16 protein-coding genes are annotated in these 21468 nt (G+C 60.2%); 3 read left to right on the top strand and 13 right to left on the bottom strand.

What is annotated here, in order from left to right; genetic code table 11:
* Positions 1–4: 4 nt before the first annotated feature.
* Together ABIB06_RS19330 and ABIB06_RS19325 are read right to left on the bottom strand one after the other, a co-directional pair.
* Entirely contained in the window at positions 5–742 is a 738-nt protein-coding gene (locus ABIB06_RS19330; RefSeq protein WP_354050029.1) for an SDR family oxidoreductase, read from the bottom strand.
* Positions 743–761: 19 nt separating this feature from the next.
* Positions 762–2360: a class I adenylate-forming enzyme family protein gene (locus tag ABIB06_RS19325; RefSeq protein WP_354050027.1), complete on the bottom strand. Its 1599-nt coding sequence runs from the start codon at positions 2358–2360 to the stop codon at positions 762–764.
* A gap of 228 nt (positions 2361–2588) precedes the next feature.
* On the opposite strand from ABIB06_RS19325, the gene ABIB06_RS19320 reads away from it, so the two are divergent.
* Positions 2589–3329 carry an SDR family NAD(P)-dependent oxidoreductase gene (locus ABIB06_RS19320; RefSeq protein ID WP_354050026.1) on the top strand — a complete coding sequence of 247 codons (741 nt, stop codon included), beginning with the start codon at positions 2589–2591 and terminating at the stop codon, positions 3327–3329.
* A complete protein-coding gene (locus ABIB06_RS19315) occupies positions 3329–4003 on the top strand; it encodes a glutathione S-transferase family protein (RefSeq protein ID WP_354050170.1) in 675 nt (224 codons plus the stop codon). Before ABIB06_RS19320 ends, ABIB06_RS19315 begins: the two co-directional genes overlap by 1 nt.
* A 33-nt stretch (positions 4004–4036) precedes the next feature.
* Here the strand turns inward: ABIB06_RS19315 and ABIB06_RS19310 are convergent, their stop codons facing one another.
* Both ABIB06_RS19310 and ABIB06_RS19305 read right to left on the bottom strand, forming a co-directional pair.
* On the bottom strand, positions 4037–5236 hold the full coding sequence (locus tag ABIB06_RS19310; protein WP_354050024.1) for a CaiB/BaiF CoA transferase family protein: 1200 nt from the start codon (positions 5234–5236) through the stop codon (positions 4037–4039).
* 76 nt (positions 5237–5312) lie between these two features.
* Entirely contained in the window at positions 5313–5945 is a 633-nt protein-coding gene (locus ABIB06_RS19305) for a 2-hydroxychromene-2-carboxylate isomerase (protein WP_354050023.1), read from the bottom strand.
* 235 nt (positions 5946–6180) lie between these two features.
* Here ABIB06_RS19305 and ABIB06_RS19300 point away from each other — a divergent pair, with 235 nt between their 5' ends.
* Positions 6181–6693, top strand: coding sequence for a winged helix-turn-helix transcriptional regulator (locus ABIB06_RS19300; RefSeq protein WP_247348488.1), 513 nt, complete (start codon positions 6181–6183; stop codon positions 6691–6693).
* Positions 6694–6752: 59 nt separating this feature from the next.
* On the opposite strand, the gene ABIB06_RS19295 is transcribed toward ABIB06_RS19300, so the two are convergent.
* From ABIB06_RS19295 to ABIB06_RS19250, 9 genes are all read right to left on the bottom strand, one after another.
* Positions 6753–8555 (bottom strand): AMP-binding protein, encoded by a 1803-nt coding sequence (locus ABIB06_RS19295; protein WP_354050021.1) that lies wholly within the window; start codon positions 8553–8555, stop codon positions 6753–6755.
* 90 nt (positions 8556–8645) lie between these two features.
* Complete coding sequence (locus tag ABIB06_RS19290) at positions 8646–9845, bottom strand: ABC transporter substrate-binding protein (protein ID WP_354050019.1); 1200 nt, start codon at positions 9843–9845, stop codon at positions 8646–8648.
* A gap of 1600 nt (positions 9846–11445) precedes the next feature.
* Entirely contained in the window at positions 11446–13020 is a 1575-nt protein-coding gene (locus tag ABIB06_RS19285; protein WP_247352201.1) for a porin, read from the bottom strand.
* Between the two features lie 650 nt (positions 13021–13670).
* A complete protein-coding gene (locus ABIB06_RS38915) occupies positions 13671–13862 on the bottom strand; it encodes a transposase (RefSeq protein ID WP_456664241.1) in 192 nt (63 codons plus the stop codon).
* Between the two features lie 652 nt (positions 13863–14514).
* Positions 14515–16230, bottom strand: coding sequence for an arylsulfatase (locus ABIB06_RS19270; RefSeq protein WP_354050017.1), 1716 nt, complete (start codon positions 16228–16230; stop codon positions 14515–14517).
* A 359-nt stretch (positions 16231–16589) separates the two neighbouring features.
* Positions 16590–17564 carry a formylglycine-generating enzyme family protein gene (locus tag ABIB06_RS19265; protein WP_354050015.1) on the bottom strand — a complete coding sequence of 325 codons (975 nt, stop codon included), beginning with the start codon at positions 17562–17564 and terminating at the stop codon, positions 16590–16592.
* Between the two features lie 107 nt (positions 17565–17671).
* Positions 17672–18205, bottom strand: coding sequence for an HdeD family acid-resistance protein (locus ABIB06_RS19260; RefSeq protein WP_247444734.1), 534 nt, complete (start codon positions 18203–18205; stop codon positions 17672–17674).
* A gap of 149 nt (positions 18206–18354) precedes the next feature.
* Positions 18355–20049 carry an arylsulfatase gene (locus tag ABIB06_RS19255; protein WP_247444807.1) on the bottom strand — a complete coding sequence of 565 codons (1695 nt, stop codon included), beginning with the start codon at positions 20047–20049 and terminating at the stop codon, positions 18355–18357.
* Positions 20050–20250: 201 nt separating this feature from the next.
* Entirely contained in the window at positions 20251–21204 is a 954-nt protein-coding gene (locus ABIB06_RS19250) for a helix-turn-helix domain-containing protein (RefSeq protein ID WP_354050012.1), read from the bottom strand.
* Positions 21205–21468: the final 264 nt, after the last annotated feature.

Raw genomic sequence — 21468 nt, 5'->3', positions numbered from 1 at the left:
CCCGCTACCATTTCTCGCCGAAGGGACGAATCTCCAGCTCGAAGGTCCAGGCGCTCCTGGGCTGCTGATAGAGCAGCCAGTAGGATTCGGCGACCGACGATGGCGGCATCAGGAGGTCGGGATCATCCAGCGCGTTCGGACCAAGCGCCTCGATCCGCCGCTGCCGTACCCATTCCGTGTCGACGCCGGAATCGATGATCAGATGCGCAACGTGAATGTTCTTCGGGCCCAATTCGCGCGCCGCGGCTTGCGCGACCGCCCGCAGGCCGAACTTGGCGCTGGCGAAGGCCGCATAGCCGCTTCCGCCGCGTAAACTCGCCGTCGCACCGGTGAAGAAGATATTGCCTTGGCCGCGCGGCAGCATCAGGCGCGCGGCCTCACGGCCGGCGAGGAAGCCGGAATAGCAAGCCATTTCCCACACCTTGCGGAACACCCGCTCGGTCGTGTCCAGAATCGGAAAGTTGACGTTGGCGCCGATGTTGAAGATGCAAACCTCGAGCGGCGCGTGCTTGTCGGCATCGCCGAGGAAGGAGATGATCTCGTCTTCCTTGCGCGCATCGAGCGCGCGCGCGTGAATTTCGCCGCCGGCCTTCTCGATCTCCTTGACCAGCGGTTCGAGCTTGGCGCCGTCGCGGCGTCCTGCAAACACCGTAAAGCCCTCGGAGGCGAATTTCTTTGCAATCTCGCTGCCGATATAATCACCGGCGCCGATCACGGCCACGGTCGCGTTTCTCTTTTGCAAGGGTCTTCTCCCGGTCAGGTTAGATCTGTTGTGTGCGAAGCGGGACGATCGGCGCCGGAGGGACTCCGCCCTCCGCGCGCAAGGACTCCGCGAGCTTGTGCTTGAGTATCTTGCCCGTAGACGTCGCCGGCAAGGCGTCGAGAACGATGATTTCGGACGGCCGCTTGTAGGAGGTGAGCTGGATCCGGACGAAGCTCATGAGATCCGCCGGCGTCACCTGCGCCCCCGGCAGCAATTGCACAAAAGCCACGATATCTTCATTGCCGTCTGCGGCACGGCCGACCACCGCGCATTGCACGACGTCCTTGTGCGAACTGAGGACCGCTTCGACCTCGGCGGGGTAGACGTTGAAGCCCGAGCGGATGATCATTTCCTTGGTGCGACCGACAATATAGAGGCAATCGCCGTCGAAACGGGCTAGATCGCCGGTATTGAACCAGCCTTCGCTGTCGATCACTTTGGCCGTCAGCTCCGGGGCGCGGTAATAGCCCCGCATCACGTTGCGCCCGCGGACGTGGAGCTCTCCGACTTCTCCCTTCGACGCCGGTCTGCCGTCGAGAGTCCGGATGCGCCCCTCTATTCCCGGCAGCAGCGTGCCGACCGCCTGATCGGCACGCGGTGCGTCGAAGCGCACGCCCGATATCCCCGGCGAACATTCAGTGATCCCGTAGCCGTTGAGAAGCGGCAGGCCAAGCTCCTGCTCCACTCGCGATTTCAGATTGAGATCGAGCGGCGCGCCGGCCACGGCGATCAAGCGCAACGAGCCAGGATCGAGCCGCTGCAGACCCGACACACTCTTGTACTCCAGCAGGCGCTGATAGGTGGCGGGTACGCCGTTGAGGATGGTTATCCCCTCCTCCGCCAGCGCCTTTGCCGTCGCCGCGGGATCGAATTTGCTGACCATCCGCACCGTGCCGCCGACCATCAAAGTCATGATCAGGAGCGAGATGCCGACGATATGCGAGATTGGCAACACCAGGTAGATCTTGTCGTCTCGATCCATCTTGCGGAAATGCGCCGTGGTCCTGGCGCTGATCAGCAAATTGTCATGAGAGAGCATCACGCCCTTCGGCGTCCCCGTGGTGCCCGACGTGTAGATCAGCACCGCAACTTGCTTCGCGGGGTCCGCTTCCACCGGCTCGACCGTTGCATTTTCGTTGAGTGGCCCGACGCCGATGTTCGGCAGCTGGCCCAACTGCCTGTTCTCCGCGCCTAGGCGCGATGCGTGGGCTGCGGCCTCTTTCGAAACATCCGATGCAAAGAACATCCGGCGGGCGCCGCTGTGGTCGCGAATCTGGTCGAGCTCCCGCGCTGACAATCGCGGGTTGGCGACGATTGCCCAGGCGTCGATCCGGCTCGCCGCAAGGAGCAAGGCCGCCAGCGAAATGCAATTTTCGCTGACGATGATCATCCGATCGCCTGCTCGCACCCCGAGTGAGGAGAGGACGGCGGCTGTCTCGCTGACCCGCCTGTCCAGGTCACGATAGCTCCAGCCGACGACGCCTTCGACCAGGGCGATTCGATCCGGGGCATCGGCGGCATGGTCGGCCGTCACGTCATGGATGCGGCGCGGCACAGCAATCTCATCGAGATCGATCGCCTCTGAAAGACCCGCCACCGCCACACTCCCGAAAAACGTGCGCCGCCCTTTTTGCCGCGGTGCAGTGACATGAAGTTAACGTTCTTTTTTAGAACTCGTCAATCGCTAATTCTGACTTGGCTCTCTCGTTTCATCGGGACAGCAAACCTGCCGCTTTCCGACAGTTTATAGAATTCTGTTTTACAACGCCGCCGACAACAAGTATCTCTAGTACTAAATAAGAACTTATACAGACGGGAGAAACGGATGGAAAATCGCGGCGTAGCAATACTCGTTGGCGCAGGCGACGCCATCGGCGCGGCCGTCGCCCGGCGGTTCGCCAATGGCGGCTATACGGTTTGTGTCTGCCGGCGTGACGCGGCGAAATCCGAAGCACTGGTAGATGAACTCGCCGCTGCGGGCCACCGCATTCACGCGTTCAGCGTCGATGCTCGTCAGGAAGCCGAGGTCCGGAAGCTCTTTGCCGAGGTCGAAAAGAATATCGGACCGATCGAGGTCTGCCTTTTCAATGCCGGATCGAACGTCAACAAGCTGCTGACGGACACCACGGAAAAGCTTTTCTTCAAGGCGTGGGAACTGGCCTGCTATGCCGGATTCCTGGTCGGACGCGAGGCAGCGCGTGTCATGCTACCGCGCGGACACGGTACTATCTTCTTCACCGGGGCAACCGCCAGCATCCGAGGCGGCCGGGGTTTTGCGGCGTTCTCCTCGGCGAAATTCGGCCTCCGCGCGGTAGCCCAGGCCATGGCGCGCGAGCTCGGACCGAAGAATATCCACGTCGTCCACCTCATTATCGACGCCGGCGTGGACAGCGAGGCCATTCACCAGCGCATGAAAGCGGCGAAAGGAATCGAGGCAAGCGATATTCCCCCGGACAGCCTGACGAAGACGTCCTCTATTGCCGAAGCGTATTGGTTCGCCCATCGGCAAAGCCGCGACGGCTGGACCCATGAACTCGACCTTCGCCCGTCAGTGGAGAAGTGGTGATGAGCACAACGGATCTTACCCTGTGGGGCGCCGGTACAAGCCGCACGATCCGTGCGCACTGGGCCATGCATGAACTTGGCTTGTCCTACAGCGTCAAGCCGATCGGGCCACGGACAGGCGAGACCAAGACCGCTGAATACACCAAGCTCAATCCCCGCCAGAAGATCCCGCTGCTGCAGGACGGCGACTTCTGCATCGGCGAAAGTGCTGCGATCGTTGCCTATCTGTCGCGGATGTATTCCACGCCGGAATGCTCGTTGATTCCGGACGCCACCCGCGATTACGCCGCGTGGCTCGAATGGTGCTTCTTTATCGTGGCCGAACTCGATTCCACGAGCCTTTACGTCATGCGCCGCCACCGCGCCGATGCGTTGGGACACATTTATGGAGTTGCGCCCGAGGTTGTCGCACAAGCCGGGGAATACTTCCGGCAACAATTGCGACACGTGGAGGTCGCGCTGGCAGACGGCCGGACGTTCTTGATGGGTCAGCAATTCACCAGCCCCGACATCCTCCTCGCGACGTGTTTGGACTGGGCCGTCGCTTACGGCGTCGACATTTGCGACAACGCGCAACCCTACCTTGAACGCATCAAAGGCCGAGCAGCCTATCGGCGCGCCGTCGAGGCCAACGTTCCGATTGGACCGATTACGCCGGCGACGGCGAAGATCTGAGAACCTCTCGGCGGTCGCGAGAAGGGCTTCGGATCAGACGGCCACGCGCAAGCTGCGTTCGGCGACCATCCTGTCGATGGCGCCGTCGTCGTAGCCAAGCTCGCGCAACACCTCGCGCGAGTGCTCGCCGACCCGCGGCGCAGGTCCGCCGATCGCGGCTTCATTGATTTCGAAGCGAGCCGCCGGCTTCGGCTGCCTCACCCGGCCGACCTTCGGCTGATCGAATTCCGCGATGATGCCGCGCGCGACCACCTGCTCGTTGTGAATGATTTCGCCTCGCCGCAATATTGGCGCGCACGGGACGTCCGCGGCATCCAGCCGCTCCAGCCATTCGGCCGTCGTGTGCTGGGCGATATACTCCGCCATCTTGTTGATCCGCGCGGTGGCGTTGACCGAACGCGCCGACGGCGTCGCAAACCGGGGATCTTTGGCAAGCTCGGGATCGCCGGAGGCACGGCAAAATCCCTGCCACTCGGAATCGGAAATGGTGCCGGCGGTGATGTAACCGTCGCTGGTCTTGAACACCAGATCCGGCCGGTCATTCGGATCGGCAGCCGCCGCCTCGGCGCCCACCACGGTGTACTGCATCATGCCTTCCGGCCACAGGTACGAGATCATTACATCCAGCATCGCAACCTGAATGTGGTCGCCCTGCCCGGTCTTCTCGCGCGCATAGAGCGCGGCGGCCACCGCCTGCGCGGTGAACACGGCAGTGGTCTTGTCGCATACGATGGTGCGGATCATCTGCGGCCGGTTCGTGACCGGCTGCGACTGGATATCGGCGAACCCCGACAGGCCCTGGATGATCGGATCATAGACGCGCTTCTTGACATACGGACCGGTGTCGCCGACGCCGCTGATCGAAACGTAGATCAGGCGCGGATGGCGCTGACGCAATTCCTCCGCGCCGAGACCGAGGCGCTCCGTGGTGCCGGGCCGGAAGTTCTGCACCAGCACATCCGCCTGCGCGATCAGCCTGCCGAGCACGTCGCGACCGGCGAGGCTCTTGACGTCGATCGACAGCGAACGCTTGCCGCGGTTCGAGGAGATGAACAGCGCCGAAAATTCTCCATCCTTGTCGATGGTGGCACGGCTGCGGCGGGTGATATCGCCACCGATCGGCTCGATCTTCAGCACGTCGGCGCCCTGATCCGCCAGGAACATGGTCGCAAAGGGACCCGACACGACGCCAGTCAGATCGAGGACACGAACACCGCTAAGCGGGCCAGGCATGGCTTTCTCCCTGAGCTTACTTTTCATTTTTTGATCCGGGTGCTTGGCTTTCGCCTCAACCGGACAGCCGGCGCCGCTAGGCGGTCTTGGGAAGGGGTTGCCTGGTCTGTTCGACGATCGACTCCTCGACGTCGCGGATCTGGTCCTTGCCGAAGAACATCTCCTTTCCGACGAAGAATGTCGGCGAACCGAATGCCCCCCGGCTCACGGCGTCGTTGGTCAGATCGATCAGCCTCTTCTTGACGTCGTCCTGCTGCGCACGTGCGAGCAGCCGGTCGATATCGATGCCCGAGGAGGTAAAAGCACGCCGGAAGATTTCGAGGTCGTCCATCTTCTTGGGCTCTTCCCACATGTGATGGTAGGCGGCGCGGAAATAGGGCTGGAACACACCCTCGAATTGCGCAGCGACAGCACCGCGCATCAGCATCAGCGTGTTGACCGGGAAGAACGAATTCTGGCGGAACTTCGTGATGTTGTGGCGACGGATAAACCGCTGGGTTTCCAGCGCCTGGTATTCCGGCTTGTTCTTGATGCCACGGAGCGAGTCGAACGGCGACATGTTGCCCGTCGCCTTGTAGATGCCGCCAAGCAAAACCGGGACATACTCGAATTTCACCCCGGTGCGCTGCTCAATCCCCGGGATGGCGACTTCCGCCAGATAAGCATTGGGGCTGCCGAAATCGAACTGAAATTCAGCCTTCAGGGGCATGTCGGGTTCTCCCGGAAAACGCGTTGGATGGTGGTTCGACGGTCGGCCAGTCGAACTCAGGCTGCTGATTGTTGATACAGTTCTAAAAACGAACTGTCAATTCTGGCGTAATCCCTGCTGGTTTATCCTGCTTGGCAAGGGATTGTTTCGAGTTAGGTACCGATCTAGAATGGTAGCGGGACCAAGAGCTCCCTGGACGATTCGAGCGGAAGCCGTGGCAGACTGGAGATCTTGAATGAAATGGGGTGAGCTGGAGGAAGAGCCGTGCTCGATGGCCCGGACCATCGGCGTGATCGGCGATCGCTGGACCCTCATGATTCTGCGTGAGTGCTTCCTGCGCACACGCCGCTTCGAGGGATTTCAATCTTCGCTCGGAATCACACGCCATCTGCTCGCCGAACGGCTGAAGAAGCTGGTCCGGCAGGGCGTGTTGCGTCGTATCCCCTATCAGGACTCGCCCAAGCGGCATGAATACATCCTCACCCAGAAGGGACTCGATCTCTATCCGATCATGATGGCGATCGTGCACTGGGGCGACACTCACATGGTCGACGCGCGCGGGCGGCCTTTGCTGCATCAACACCGCAAATGCGGCAAGGACTTCGATCCGGTCATGATTTGCTCCGAATGCGGCGAACCGCTTTCGGCCAAGGAGGTTCATACCCACCCCGGCCCCGGTGCTCGCCGCACCCCGGCAATAGCGGCGCCAGAGAAGCCGAAGGCAAAGACCCGCCGCAGCGCCGCCTGAGGTCGATCGCTCGAGAGCGCATCGAAAGCCGCAACGGTAGCGAACGGCTGGACCAGCCCTCAGACCCGGATCACGTCTTGACGTGCCTCGTTGCAGTATAGACGTTCCACCAGTTCAGAGCGGTGTTTCAGCACAGCACGTTGATTGACATAGGCCTTGTCGGTGATTTCTCCTGCCGCCAATGACGGCGCGTCCTTCAGCAGCGAGAAAGAACAAATTGCTTCACTGCTTCCAACGGTCTCGTTGTACTCCTGAAGACGATCCTTCAAAAACTGGAGCACGAGACGATCGCTGGTCAGATCCGGGGCCGGGGTTTTCGAAATCCTCGCCGCCTCGGTGGGATTCAACCAGCAGAGCAGCGCGCACGATTCACGATTTTCTCCCGCGACGACGATGTCCAGCAATACGCCACGCGTTGCCGCCAGGAGTGCCGCGCGCATATTCCCGATCGTGACCCACGTGCCGTTCGCGAGTTTGAAATTTTCGGAGATTCTGCCGGTGAACCGCAGGCCGCGCTCCGGCTTCTCGGGATCCAGAAACGAGACCGTGTCGCCGATGCGGTAGAATCCTTCCTCGTCGAAAGCCTGCTCCGTCAAATCCGGCCTTCCGAGATAACCGGGAGTGACGTTGGGTCCCTTGATCCTGACCTCATAAGTATCGGACACAGGGATCAGTTTCAGTTGCAGGCCTGGCGCTGGAAGACCGATCTCTCCCGGCTGGTCGGTCGCCCAATGGGTGGTGGCGATTGTCGGGGCCGTTTCGGTGGTGCCGTAGCCGGACATGACCGGAATTCGCCGGCCGGTGGCCGCAAACGTCAATCGATAGAGCTTTTCCAGCGTGGCCTGTGAAATGGCGGCGCCGGCATAGCTTAGCCGATCCATCCTTTTGAACACGCTGGCACCAAGATCAAGGTCGTTCTCGATCGCGTCGCACAGGAGGTTATAGCCGGCAGGTACGTTGAACATGGCGGTCGGCGAAACCTCCTTGAGATTTGCAACCGTCTTGTGGAAGAGCTGCGGCAGCGGCCGGCCATCGTCGATGTAGAGCGTCCCGCCGTTCTTGAGGATGCCGTGAAGGATGACGTTGCTGCCCATCGTATGGTGCCAGGGTAGCCACTCCACCTGGACCGGTGCTTCCGGAGGTGACACCAGCAGGCTCCCCATTTGCAGGGAGCTTGCCATCATGCGGTGGGTGTTGAGCACGCCTTTCGGGAAGCCGGTCGAACCGGACGTGAAGAGAATTTTGGCGACGGCATCGCAAGACACGGCGCGTGATGCCCGCTCAAACCCTTCGCTCCCGGTTCGCGCCGCAAGGGTGCGGAAAGGCACCGTATCCGGCGCACCATCGACGCTGATCCAGGCCGCTTCCGCCAACTCGGGAATGGCGCGGCCCGCGGAAAAATCGCGTCCGCTCTGAACAAAAACAAAATTCGGGCGCAGCGTTTCCGCGATATCCTTGAGACGAGCCAGGCCGCCGGGCATCAGAGTGTAGTTTGGCGATATTGGCGCCAGGATGGCCCCGATCGACATGGCCGCAAACGAGATCACCGCGTTCTCGATCGAGTTTCCTGACAGGACTGCCAGCTTGTCGGCGGGCTTTGCGCCCATATCGATCAGGCTTTGGCCGACTGCCTGGACCTGCGACCATGCCTCGCCATAGGTGATCTCGTCCCATCCACCCCCGGCATTGCGTTGCGCAAGGAAAACCCGGTCCGGAACGGCAGCTGCCCAACTCGGCAGAAAATCGGTGACGCGCCAGTCGCACGGCGCCCATTCGAGGGGCGAACGCAAGATCAGCGCGCCGTCGGGGCGACGCTCGATGCGAACCTCCCGCGGCGCAAAATTCAGTGCCTTCGTCGACATCGAGATGGTCTCCGTAATTGCTGGAAAGACAATCGCGCGGGCGGCCGGCACGCAAGCCGTGCCGGATACGCCACCTTGCCGGTTGCGCGCTTATTCGGAGCTCGCGTCCAGCACTTCCCCGAAAGCTTCCCAGCTCGTGCCGGACCATCGCTGCAACCGCATCTGCGTCCAGATCATGTTCTGGGCGCCGCTGGTATTGACCTTGATCCCCGGCAGCGCGGTCGGGACGACGAAATCCCTGAGGTTCTTGGCCTGCGCAAGAACGTTCTGGCGGGACAGATCATTTCCGCATTGCTTCAGGATCTGCTCGAGCAGGATGCCTTGCTGATAGCCGGTCAGATAGCTGCCGTTGGTGATATCGACACCCGACAGATATTTGTCGAGAAAGCTCCGGTAAGCCTGCATGGCAGGGGCGTCCTTCCACGCCTGATCCAGGATGTCCTTGTTGATCGTCCCGACGATCACGCCGACTGATTTGTCGAGGCCGGCCGGGGTGAGCGTGCCTCCAACCGAACCGGACGGAAAGTCGATGATGACGGTCGCCTTCCAGCCGATCAAAGAGGCTTGCCGGATTGCCTGCGCGGCGAACTTCGGTGTTCCCGCGATCATCAACGCGTCGGCGCCGGAGCTCTTCAGATTGGTGATCTGTGAATCGACGGTCGGTTCGGTGACCTCGTAGGAAGCGCTGACGACTTTTCGATCGTAGTCCTTGCCGAGAAACGTCTTGAAGGCATTGACGTAATCTTTGCCGAGGTCGTCGTTTTGATAGAGGATCGCATATTTGGCGTTCGGCAGCGTCTTGGTCAGATATTTGGCGTAGATTTTTCCTTCGGTATCGTAGCTGACAAGGCCCGTCGTGGTCAGCGGGTAAGCGGCGACGTCGGTGAATTTTGATGATCCGCTGACGATTGCGATGCTGGGAACGCCTTTCGCCTTCAAATATTTCGCCGTCGCCGAAATGCCGGGAGTACCGAGCTGGCCGAACATAAACGCCACTTCATCGCTCTCAACGAGCTTGCGGACCTGCTCCACCGCTTTGGGTGGGCTGTACGCGTCGTCATAGGCGATGTAGTTGATCTTGCGACCGTTGATGCCGCCGCGGTCGTTCAAGGATTGAACGTAGGCGATCAATCCCTTGCCCACGAGACCGATCGACGACGCCGGGCCGCTGAACGGAAACACCCCGCCGATCTTGATCTCGGTCGCAGAGACTCCCGGTTCGTCGGCCGCGAGTGCCGGGCCGCTCAAGAGTAACGTCAGCGCAGCAACGAGCTTCCATGTCGGCGTCATTTCCTCGTCCTCCCAAACGCGCCGCGCCCTGTTCGGGGACATAGCGCTGTTATCGTGCGGCTGCCTGCTCGCGCCCTGCGTCCTCCAAGCCGAATTCGACTTCGTTGAACCGGGCCCATCCAGGGCTGCAACCGCATATCGCGACCGTTACGACCGGTCGTCTCTTCTTTGAAGATACAGTTCTTTTTTAGAACTAGTCAACTGCTATAATCCAACGCGGCCGCTCGCGAACTCTGGGGCGCGCTCACCTGCGGAATCGAGCCAAGCAATTGGCGTGCTTCCAGCGCTACTCTGGAAGGGCCTGGCCAGTCGATTTTGAAGTGTTCGAGACCGATCAACGCGCGGGCTCAGCCGCCCAGGTCGGGGCAAGATACGAAAATTATCAGTTCTATTTGAGTATCAATCGCGCCTCCGGTTGTCCGCTCGGGAGCATCAGAAGCGCTATCTTGCCAGCGCCAACGTCAGCACGCAGCGCGGTACGACGTTCGTGGTTCTCTCGAATGCGACGATCAAAAGAATCCGGCGCTCAAATCCAGGCCATGGGTAAGCGAAAGCAGAACACGAAAGCGCACGCTCCGGCCAACAACAGCGCGTCCTTTGCCACGTCGGCGCTGGTAACTGAGAAGATCGTGCGGGAAATTGCGCTTAAGATGCCGTCATGCCACGGCTTCGCATCCTCGCGGCGCATTTCGCCCGAGCTTTGCTTCGTCGCTTCACCCTCTTGTCCAGGAGGGCGCAGGGAAGGCCGGGTGCCGGCTGGCACCCGCGGTCCGCTGCGCGAAGATGTAGCGCAAAAGAACCGCACAGCAGCATACAGGTGTAGCCAATCACTCGGCCTTCCCTGCGCAGTGGCTTTACGGCTTATGCCGTGCTCTCCCGGGAGCCGAGTTCGTTTTGGCCTCCCTCACCACAGCGAAAGTCGCGACGCCGCGCCGGTTGACGCAAGTGCCGCCTCCGCAAAGGCTTGACCGTAGCAACGACGGCCAGGACCACACGGTTTTGCCGTACGCACGGCTCGCCATTTCGCCACCGGTTTCGACGACGTTGTGCACGTTGCCGCCGACCTGACGACGAGACGAACCTGACAGCGCCGCTCGTCGGCACGAAGTTCTGGGCTCACGGAGAGCAATCCGCCCCGCCCGCACTTTCGCACCCGACGCTGTCGCGTCCACCGCAAGCCTGGCTCTACGACCATCACGACACATGGTCGCCCCTCAAGGGTGAGCCGGGATGGGCGACACATACGCCAAAACCGAATTTCGGTAAAGTGGAATATTTTTGCGAGGTGGGATTGACGGGGGTGACGAGTGTTTTGCCCGACGGGTGACGGTTGGCAACGCTCAGAATTTTGGAGCGTCCGAGTGCCACCGCACAAGCGCATCCATGTTCAGTCGCATTTCGCTTGCATTGAACGATTATCAAGCCATACCGAGAAGCTTAGCCGAGAAACTGGTTGAGAGACGTTCGTCTCACCTTTGCTGGGTGGAGAGCCAGTTTAGGCTGTCCCGATTCTCACCCGCTGCCGGAGGCATCAAAAATGCAAAGAACCCCCGGCAGTTTCCTGCCGAGGGCCTTTGGAGGTCAGGTCGTTAGACCAAACTTACCAGTTGCGCTGAGCGCGGAGCAGCACGCTGACGGTGCTCTGATCCTTCAGCTCGTAGGTGGCACCCGGCTTTGCCACGAGTGGCGCAGCGGCAGGCGTGGTGATCGTACCAGCGTACTTCTGGTCGAGCATGGTGTAGGCCACGTCCGCCGAGAAGGTCAGGTTCTTCACCGGGGTCCAGCGGGTGATGAGACCGACCGTGCCGAGGTTGAAGTCCGGGTTGCAGGTGGTGATGCCCGCAGTGGCTGCGCCCAAACCGAGGAGAGCACCGCAGACGAGAGCCGAACCGCCGTTGCCGTACTTCAGCTGAGAGTACGAACCGTAGATCGCGGTGTTCCAGAACGCATCCCAGTTGTGGGTGAAGGCGCCACGGAAGCCCCAGCTCGTAACCGTGGAGATGCCGGTTCCGTTGGCAAACACACCGTCAGCAGCGCCGGCAAGGCCAATGCTCTGATAGGCACCCGCCAGGCCGGTACCGCCGAACATTGCATAGTTCTGCGAGGCCAAGCTCTGGAAGTTGTAACGGGTCGCACCGTCCGTGTAGACCGCCTGCACGTTGAGCGTGTCGCCGGCACCAGTCGGGATGTTCTTGATGGACAACGCCGCCTGCACGGCATATCCCCACTTGTCGCCCGGGTGACCGGCCGCTTCGGTTCCCGCAATCGCAGCCGCCGCGGGCAAGCCAGTGTAGTACCCGACGTGGTTGTCATGCGCCGCGGCGGACAACTGGAACAGACCCCAGGCCTGGTCAACGCGGATCATACCCTGGATGTCAGGAGACCGGGTGCCACCGAAGGCATTGATGCCGTAGCCGCCCGAACCAAAACCCGCGACCGAAACGCCGGCGCTGGTGTTGTACAGGTTGCTCTGATAGTAGGCAGTCGGGTCTACCGCCGAAATCGCGGCCGTGATGCCCTGACCGAAGTCAGCGGTGTAGGTGAACTGGTTCACACCAGTGACCGTGCCGCCGCCACCCGTCAGACCGTCGAAGTTGTTGCCCGGATAGTTGGTCCAGGGAGCGTCGAACTGCGCGACGGCCTTACCCATGGTGAAGCCGGCGAACTGGATGAATGCGTAGTACACGCCGAGCGTACCGCCAGCGATCGCGCCTGCGTTGGCATTGTTGGGTGCGCCAACGCCCGTGCCGCCGAGCTGCGAGTAAACGGTCGCGCCAGGAGTGGTGCCGCTGCCCGAGTACGCATCCGTGGTCCACGAGAACACCACATCCGCGAAGGTACGAACCACGCCGTATTCGGTCGCGGTGCGCGTGTCGACGTTGAAGTCTTCACGGGCGCGAGTGACGTAGTAGTTCGTCAAACGGTTCTGAGCACCTTGGGTGCTGCTGAAGTTACCGTTGAAATCGGTCGCGTTGATGGCGACTTCGGCGCGCAGATAACCACCCAGCTTGATGCAGGTGTCAGTGCCCGGGATGTAGTAGAAACCGGCACCATAGAGCGAACAGATCCTCACGTACTCGACCGCTTTGGCCTTTACGGGAAGATCAGCCGCTTGTGCTCCCCCAACGGCGAGCAGTGCTGCCGCGGAACCGAGCAAAAGGCCCTTGAACTTCATGTTAACCTCCAGTTGAAGCCCCGTACAATTGCTCGTACAAAGCCGTTTGAGCTACCCGCAAAAACACGTCGAAATTCAACGCGTCCCTGTAACGATGGTCTACTTCAGTGAAAGACCTAAACGGGACGACCTTGGGATGCCCCCCTCCGTCGCACTCACGATAAGAAGCGAAGACCTCCGATCAATCAATGACAGACTGCCTTTGTTGAGGCCTGAATGGCGCGTTTTTGGACGGATGTTGCACAAATATCACTTTTTGCTGAACGGCTACTTTTCACCAATACCTTGATAATACTTACGAAATACCGCCGCTTGACGAGAAGTGCTCGGGGCGTGATCTCGCGCTGGTAGGAGTTCCCCACAGCCTCAATTCTCTCTCTGCGGCTGATCATCTCGGGGAATCAGCCCGACCCCAAGGCCTTGCGCCTTTCGAACGAGGGAGTTTCTTGCGAGGGAGTTTCTTGGCGGAGACCCGAGGCTTTGCCCGAGCGACGCGGAGTCACTGCTCGGGCGGCTGATCTGAGCTAGAGCGTCACTCTTCTAATCAGGACTTCAAGGAGAACCTTCACTTGCAGCGTTGGGCGAAGCAGCCATGTGTTCGGCCTTCTCGTGCGGTACTCATGACCGCTGGCCATAATGCCCTCCGCTGATCAGGTCCCGATTAAAAGCACGCATTCATAGCGGATCACGGCGAGTGCGCCCGCCGTGATCCGGCTGCCCAAATTGCGATCGCCTTGCTTGCTGATACTGCCAAGCTTGTCCTTGCCCCCACTGGAGTTCTGCTTCGGCACGAGCCCGCTCCAGGCCGAGAAGTCCCGCCCCGATCGGAAGGCCACTGGCATCGGCAACCCGCAGGGGTGTCGAACAGCTGTTGGCGTCGCCGATCCAGCTGACTGCCGGGTCCCGGAGGTTGCCCGCGCGTGTCTTGCGGATCTCGGCAGTCAGTTGCGGACACTGAAGGCTCAGATCCCGGAGTTCGCAGATCCTGGAGTTCGATAGGCGCATTATTGCTTGGCATCGATCAAAGGCGACAAGCAAGCGACTGGATGCGATCCCTGGCATCGGTTCAGCACCGGCAACGGCGCTAGTCGCGAGCGAGTTGATGACGGCAGTCTGCTAGCGAACGATGAGATGGCGCACGCGATGAAGCATCAGACAGCTCTGTTGTTCGATCGTCTTGCTCGCCACGAACCGCATGTTAGGCCTTGTGGCCGCCTCGCAAATAGCCTCCGCGTCGGTGCTGTCGTTCTTCTGCCGCTTGACGTGGGGCTTCACATAGACGGAGGCATCAGTTGGACCGTATGCCCCAGGGCCTGCAGCCGGCGCGACCAATAATGCGAGGACGCACAAGCCTCGATCCCCACTGGGCACGCGGCATCTTCTCAAAGAAGGACGGCACGAAACGGCGCTTGAGCTGAAGGCGTACGACCACATGGAATGACGGGTGCCTCGCTATCAGGGCACCCGTCCGAAGTTGATCAACCAAAGTTCATTCTACCTAGCGATTGCAGCTTGGGCCGCGGCGATCTTCGCCTTCACGGCCTCAAGATTGAAACTCGCGCCTTTCTGCATCGGCGGAAACTCGATCGCAGTCATCGCCAGCTTTTCAACCTGTTGTTGAACAAATACGAAGCGCCAGAATTCGTATTTGAACCAGTCGAAGTATTGCTGCGCACCTTCCTTGGTCCCGTTGTTCGGCCAGCCCGTGCGCTCGAACGGATCGAGGCGCAGGTTGGTTATGTAGGGTACATCCGGCTTGCTTTTGTCACCCAACCAGCCCCCAGGCTGGTCGATGAACCGAAACTTGTAGTCATCGATGCGCACCGCGCCGAGCTCGCTTTCGCCGAAGTACCAGATCTCGTGCCTTTTCGACGGCCCCTGACCGGTGATCATATCCATCTGATTATAACCATCGAGATGGCACTTGAACGTGGTTTCGCCGATCTGCTTTCCCTTCTTCAATTCTTCGACGATGTTGGGATTGCCCGCGGCAGCAAGAAGCGTCGGGAACCAGTCGAGGCCGGAGATGATGCCATTCTCGACCTTGCCCACCGGCACTTTGCCGGGCCAGCGGATCATTGCTGGGACGCGGAAGCCGCCTTCCATCACCGTGCCCTTGCTCTGCGCGAATGGCGTCTGTCCGCCATCGGGCCAGGTGAACACTTCGGTGCCATTGTCGGTCGTGAAGATGACGATGGTGTTGTCGTCGACACCCATGTCCTTGAGCTTCTTCATGACAATGCCGACGTCATCGTCGAGTTGCGCCATACCGGCTTCATGGATCGTCCAGCCGTTCTTGGAGTTGCGCAACGCCTGATATTTCGGCGACAGATGGGTGACGATGTGCATGCGGGTCGGGTTGAGCCACAGGAAAAACGGTTTGTTCTCGGCCTTCGCCTTATCGATGAACGCCAGCGAGAGGTCGCGAATTTCGTCGTCCACGGTTTCCATTCGCTTCGGATAGAGCGTTCCCGCGTCCTCGATCCTCTGCTTGCCTACCTTGCCCCAGCGCGGATCTACCGTGGCGTCGTCAACGCTGGTCGCATATGAATGAATCATATTCCGCGGACCGACGGTGTTCAGCAGATCCTGCGGATAGGCGGGATGGGCCGGATCTTCCATCGCATCCAGATGATAGAGGTAGCCAAAGAATTCGTCGAAGCCGTGCACGGTTGGCAAGAACTCGTTTTTATCGCCGAGATGGTTCTTGCCGAATTGGCCGGTCGCGTAGCCCATTCCTTTTAGCGCCTGAGCGATCGTCACGGCCTGCGCCGGCAGGCCTGTGGGAGCGCCGGCTTGGCCAACGGTCGTCATACCGGTGCGGATCGGCAGCTCGCCAGTGATGAAGTTGGCACGACCGGCCGTACAACTCGCCTCGGCGTAATAGTCGGTGAACAGCATGCCTTCGGCGGCGATCTTGTCCAGGTTCGGTGTCCGGCCGGCCATCATGCCGCGGTGGTAAGCGCCAAGATTCCAGATGCCGATGTCGTCGCCCATGATGACGACAATGTTGGGCTTTTGTCCGGCAGACGCAGCTGCCGGTGCTGTCGTCGCCTGCTGCGCCTGGGCAGGGCTCGTCAATCCGACGGCTGCGAGTGCCGAGGCCGCGACGAGAGAGCTGCCGCTCAATAGCAATTCGCGGCGTTTCAATCCTGCGCTGCCTGGCCCGGTAGCGAGCTCTGACTTTTCTGACGCCTTTTTGTCGCTCATGACGATTCCCTTCCTGGTGAGCACGTGAAGCCGAATGACGAGAGCGTCGGCTCGAGGCGGCATGACTCGGCCGGGCAAGAGCGACAACAGTATGCGCAAGTACTGCAAGTACTGAAGACTCTCCACCTGACGAATGTCGACCGTCGCAAGTACAGCTTGTGAGCCGACGCACTAACGAAAATGACCCACGACCCATCCTGGCGGAGTTTCTAGGGATCGACTATGCGGAAACGGCAACCGCTCCAATTGCGAGTCCAACCCGATCATGGCGGATGGCTTAGGGGCTGTGCAGGATCGCTCCGTTGCGGAACGAGGTCGCTGAGATGGGTAGATGGCAAGCTAGGCGTTGATCTTCCTCATCAGGATTTTCTCCTGGAGATGCACCGGAATCCAACATGGCTCGCAGACGTATCGATCGGCTCGGCATGACGGGCTGCCGGGCGATAGCGTCGGCAGTAGTTCGGCGCACACAGATGTGAGCCTCCCTTGAGCACTCTCCGGGGAATGCTGATGTTCGGGGTGCGCGGGTCGTAGCTCCCGCCCTCGGCGCCGCCGCGCGGATTCTGCGGAACGCAACAAGCCTTCGGCGCATCGGCATCGTGCTTCGCCGAATACCAGTCGGCCGTCCACTCCCAGACGTTGCCGATCATGTCATAGAGGCCGTAGCCGTTCGGCGGAAACGCGGTCACCGGCGAGGTACGTTCGAAGCCGTCGGCTGCGAGGTTCTCATGCGGAAAATTCCCTTGCCAGGTATTTGCCATGTGTTTGCCAGCAGGCGTCAGTTCGTCTCCCCACGCGAACTCCGCGTCGCTCAAGCCCCCGCGTGCGGCGAACTCCCATTCGGCTTCCGTCGGTAGTTCCTTCCCGGCCCATTTTGCGTAGGCTTCCACGTCGCGCAAAGCGACGTGAACGACGGGGTGATCTTCCAGCCCACGGATATTGCTGTGACGTCCGTAGGGCCGTCGCCAGTTGGCGCCGAAGGCGAATGTCCACCACTCCCCCCAGTAACGCAGGTCCACCGCCTCTTTGGGCGGAGTGAACACAAGCGAGCCTGCTTTGAGCATCCGCGGCAATGCGTTTGGATAATCCTTCGCGTCGGGAGTGATCTCTGCGAAGGTGACGTAGCCGGTCGCGTTGATAAACTCGCGGAACTGGCGATTGGTTACAGGCGTCCGGTCCATCCAAAAACCGTCCACGGTGACGCGGTGGGCGGGCGCTTCCTCTGGATAGTGCGTGTTTGAGCCCATCCGAAACGTACCGCCCGGTACGTGCACCATCTCTATATGCGGTGAATCTTCAACGCGCCTGGGATCAGACTGGGGAGCGAAATTCATGTGACTTCCGTCTTGCCGATCACTTCAGTAGCAGAGTGCCCAGCCTGCGCCGCGCGCACTATGCGAATTCGGCAGAATCCCGAAATCCTCGAAGCGAAGAGCAAGTTTTAGCTTCGAACTCGAAAGGCCAGGATTACCAATCCCGCCCCCTGAATGAGGAGCAGCGCACCAAAGACAACCGGCACGGCCAATGCGGCTGCGATCGGAGACCCTAATAGCAGAAGACCAACCAGGCCGTTGATCGCTCCCAGGATAAGCGGCCCGATGCCGCCACCCTTAAGGCCGGCAATGATCTGCAGGGCGCCCATGACAAGTCCTTGCACGCCGAGAATGAGGACAAGCACAGTAGGCACGGTCAGGGAAGCAACCAAAGGGTGCCTTAGAACGAACAGTCCAGCCAGAACGCCGACAAGCCCGCTAAGCAGGGACCATATCCACGGAGTCGAGCGATCGACGAAGACCTGAACCAGCGCAAGGAGGCCGGTGATAAGCCAGTAGAATCCCAGGAAGGTTGTGAGCGCCAGGATTGTGGCTCCGGGCTGAGTGACAAGCATAAGGCCAAGAATGATACCGGCAAAACCCTGCAGCAGGAAAACCCACCAGATGCTCGGCTGTTGCGGAAGGATAGCGATATTGGTCATGACGAGCGGACTCCCTCTCCTAATTGGCTGGCGGCAATCCCTGCGGCTTGAGCAGCTCGGCGGTGTCGAGCGCGGCTCGACGCCAGCTCACAGTATCCAAAGTGACCGGCTTTGGGCCGGCCACTGATGTTGGATATCGGCAGGCGTCGTTACTCGCTCTGATGACCGGACTTCTTCATCTCTGCGAGGATACCGTCGAGGTTATAGGTCTCCGGTGCCTGCATCGGAGGGAAGTCCTTGTACGAAAAGAGCTCCTTTTCCCAGAGCAACTGGCCGAGCGGCAGGATATTCCAGTCATAGAGATAGGCCGTGCTCGGAGAGCCGATCGAACCGGCGTAGCCCAGCAACGATTTGGCATCGGAGCCGACCGTCTGTTCGAATGGGTCACGCTTGATGTTGGCGACCTGCGTCCAATGGAAGCTCTGCGCTCCGAACAACCCGCCGGTCCCGGTGTCCGGTACCATCGTGTAGTACATCTTCCAGTTCTTGTAGCGTACCGCCGATGGCTGCGCGCCGGTGTAGTAGAAGAAGACTTCGCGCGCCGACTTGTCCGTGCCTTCGAGATAGGCGCGCTGATCGACGCCGTCCAGCGTCGTCTTGACGATGCCGGGATAGCTTCCGGCCTCGATCTGCTTCTTCAAAGCGTCGCCCTTCGGGCCGCCGGCGATGTCGACGAGCGTCGGCAGCCAATCAAGTGCCGACATCATCTCGCTCTTGACAGTGCCCGGCTTGATGTGGCCCGGCCAGCGAACGACCAGCGGGGCGCGCATGCCACCTTCCCAGGTGGTCAGCTTGCCGCCCTTGAAAAGGGTGGTGCCGCCGTCGGGAAAAGTGATGTTCTCGGCGCCGTTGTCGGTCGTGAAGACGATGATGGTATTGTCGAGCTGGCCCATGTCTTCGAGTTTCTTGAGAACATAGCCGATATTGTCGTCCATCTGCTTCATGCCGGCCTCGTTGAGGCCCCAGTCCTTGCCACCGGGCTCGCCGATCATCGCCTCGTATTTCGGGGGCAGCACGGTCGTGATGTGCATGCGCGCCGGGTTGTACCAGACGAAGAACGGCTTGTTGGTCTTCTTGGGATCGTTGCGATCAAGATAGTCGATGACCTTGGCCGAGATTTCTTCGTCCACGCTTCGTGATCGGTCGAGCGTTAAGGGACCTTCGTCCTTGCAGGTCTGGTTTGCTTGCGAGCCGTCTGATGATCTGCACGCAAGCACTGGCCGCGGCGGCGTCAAGCACGTCGTTGTTCGAGGATCCACGGCACCTGGGACTTCGGTGAGACCCGGGACCGGGGTTGCTTTGCACGGAGGCGCAATGCCTTGCACGGTCGGGCTCTTGTTGATGTCCGGGAAACTCACCCCCTGCATCGCGTCGAGGTGATACAGGTAACCCCAGAACTCCTGGAAACCATGCGCAGTTGGTAGCGCCTCGGGATTGTCACCAAGGTGATTCTTGCCGAACTCACCGGTGTTGTAACCGAGGTCGAGCAAGAACTTGGCAACGGCGGGGGTGCCAGGCCGCAGCCAGGACGGGCTGCCGGGGAGCTGCGGGGGAATCATGCCGGTGCGAAGGGGATGCATGCCGGTGAAGAACGCGTTGCGGCCGGCGGTGCAGCTCTGCTCAGCATAGTAGGTCATGAAAAGCGCACCGTCATTTCCGATGCGGTCTATGTTCGGAGTCTCTCCCACCATCAAGCCGCGATGATAGATGCTCGGCTGCATGATGCCGATGTCGTCGCCCATGATGAAAAGGATGTTGGGCTTTCCGGCTGGCGCCTGTGCGAAGGCTGGCAGGGTCATCGCCGGCAAACTGACGGCCGCCAAGGCCGCCCCTGAGACCAGCATCCGTTTTAAGCTTTTGGTGATCGTCATAGCTCCGGCTCCTACTCTCACGATGTGTGAACGGCAGACTTTTCGAGGTCTGGAGGGCGGCCGCAGAAAGCGAAATCAATTGGCCGCACTCGCAGAGCTTTCCGCTTGCTGACGTGGCTAGTCTTCCAAGCTCTCTCAGAAGGGGCTATGCGAATACGGCAGAGCGCTTGTAAATTATTCCACTTTGTTGGAAACGCGGCGCAAAGTTGTCGAAGGTGTTTCACCGAAAGCGTCACGGTAGGCCACCGCAAAGCGGCCTAGTTCGGTGAAGTGATGATTTCGCGCAATCTCTGAAACACTCGCCGATTCCGGATCGGCGCAACTCAATGCGGATCGCGCCCTATTCAACCGCCGCAACAGGTAATACCGGCTTGGACTAACGCCGAGAAATTCTGCGCAGCAAACTCGCAAGGTGCGCTCCGGCACTCCGATTGTGCTGCAGAGCTCGGACAGGTTCAAATGAGGCTCGCTTCGTCGCGCCAAACACTCTTCGAAGCGAAGCATGATATCGGCGTGGCGCAGCCTGGAATTCGAGAGCCCATCGGCATGCCTGGTCGACAGGCATTTGACGAGTGCATGGAGCAACTCGCGCTCGAGCGAGGCCGCGCCGGCTTTTGAAATGAATTCTCCAGCCCTCTCAGCGAGCTGACACGCTTGGGAAACCAGGCCCAACAACACAGCAGTGGCGCCGTCTCCAGGAACCAAGACGTAGCCCTGTGATGGCGCTCTAATTGTTTCACCAATCAGAGTTTTGCTGCATGCGGTCAGCTGGTCTGGCGGCAGAGATATCATGTACCAGTCCCCTTCTCCGACGGTTCGCTGGTGCGCTCTCTGCCCAAGGGAATGGAAAATCAGATCGCCAAAATTCAAGCCCAAGCCGCAATAGATCAGGCTCCGCGTCCGATTCGTCGAAAACGAGATGTGCACATGGGCCGGCGGCAAGGTGAGGAAAGCGATGCGCGGAAGGTTCTCTCTCCCTCTCAACACGTTTAGGCAGCCAAGATCCAAATGGGTCAGTTGCCCCTTGAACGCTCCATTCGATGTAATAAAGAGCTCGACCTTCGCCGCTCCAATCGCCGCACCGTAGGCGTCTGGACTAGCGAAAGTCGCCATTCCGTTCTGGATCATCCAAATCGTCTCGTTCGAAGACGGCCGCCGCCGCCGGCCCAGGCGGGCCCCAGCATGGTAGATCGGCAACGATCCGCCTATGCAGCTTCGGAAGCGGAATGTGCTCGGTCGCGACTATTGGTTTCCTGGCTCCCCCTCTGGGCGACTGGCGCTATGCCCCAAGTGTTGCGCCGAGACATCAGCCGCCAACAGTTTGCTGTTTTTTGCCGATTTTGCATAGCTTACGACCGAACCGCAGATAGCATAGGAGAACAAGGTACCGGG

It is taken from the genome of Bradyrhizobium sp. LB8.2 (genome assembly GCF_040548035.1).
Classification (GTDB): Bacteria; Pseudomonadota; Alphaproteobacteria; order Rhizobiales; family Xanthobacteraceae; genus Bradyrhizobium.
The sequence above is the reverse complement of the archived record's forward strand: the minus strand, read 5'-3'. Positions and strand labels throughout refer to the sequence as shown.

What these genes read in the sequence shown, in the direction of transcription:
- ABIB06_RS19270 (WP_354050017.1), bottom strand. Translation starts at nt 16,230, where the DNA reads ATGAGCGACAAAAAGGCGTCAGAAAAGTCAGAGCTCGCTACCGGGCCA.
- ABIB06_RS19290 (WP_354050019.1), bottom strand. Translation starts at nt 9,845, where the DNA reads ATGACGCCGACATGGAAGCTCGTTGCTGCGCTGACGTTACTCTTGAGC.
- ABIB06_RS19255 (WP_247444807.1), bottom strand. Translation starts at nt 20,049, where the DNA reads ATGCTGGTCTCAGGGGCGGCCTTGGCGGCCGTCAGTTTGCCGGCGATG.
- ABIB06_RS19320 (WP_354050026.1), top strand. Translation starts at nt 2,589, where the DNA reads ATGGAAAATCGCGGCGTAGCAATACTCGTTGGCGCAGGCGACGCCATC.
- ABIB06_RS19260 (WP_247444734.1), bottom strand. Translation starts at nt 18,205, where the DNA reads ATGACCAATATCGCTATCCTTCCGCAACAGCCGAGCATCTGGTGGGTT.
- ABIB06_RS19250 (WP_354050012.1), bottom strand. Translation starts at nt 21,204, where the DNA reads ATGATCCAGAACGGAATGGCGACTTTCGCTAGTCCAGACGCCTACGGT.
- ABIB06_RS19295 (WP_354050021.1), bottom strand. Translation starts at nt 8,555, where the DNA reads ATGTCGACGAAGGCACTGAATTTTGCGCCGCGGGAGGTTCGCATCGAG.
- ABIB06_RS19310 (WP_354050024.1), bottom strand. Translation starts at nt 5,236, where the DNA reads ATGCCTGGCCCGCTTAGCGGTGTTCGTGTCCTCGATCTGACTGGCGTC.
- ABIB06_RS19265 (WP_354050015.1), bottom strand. Translation starts at nt 17,564, where the DNA reads ATGAATTTCGCTCCCCAGTCTGATCCCAGGCGCGTTGAAGATTCACCG.
- ABIB06_RS19315 (WP_354050170.1), top strand. Translation starts at nt 3,329, where the DNA reads ATGAGCACAACGGATCTTACCCTGTGGGGCGCCGGTACAAGCCGCACG.
- ABIB06_RS38915 (WP_456664241.1), bottom strand. Translation starts at nt 13,862, where the DNA reads ATGCCAGTGGCCTTCCGATCGGGGCGGGACTTCTCGGCCTGGAGCGGG.
- ABIB06_RS19305 (WP_354050023.1), bottom strand. Translation starts at nt 5,945, where the DNA reads ATGCCCCTGAAGGCTGAATTTCAGTTCGATTTCGGCAGCCCCAATGCT.
- ABIB06_RS19285 (WP_247352201.1), bottom strand. Translation starts at nt 13,020, where the DNA reads ATGAAGTTCAAGGGCCTTTTGCTCGGTTCCGCGGCAGCACTGCTCGCC.
- ABIB06_RS19300 (WP_247348488.1), top strand. Translation starts at nt 6,181, where the DNA reads ATGAAATGGGGTGAGCTGGAGGAAGAGCCGTGCTCGATGGCCCGGACC.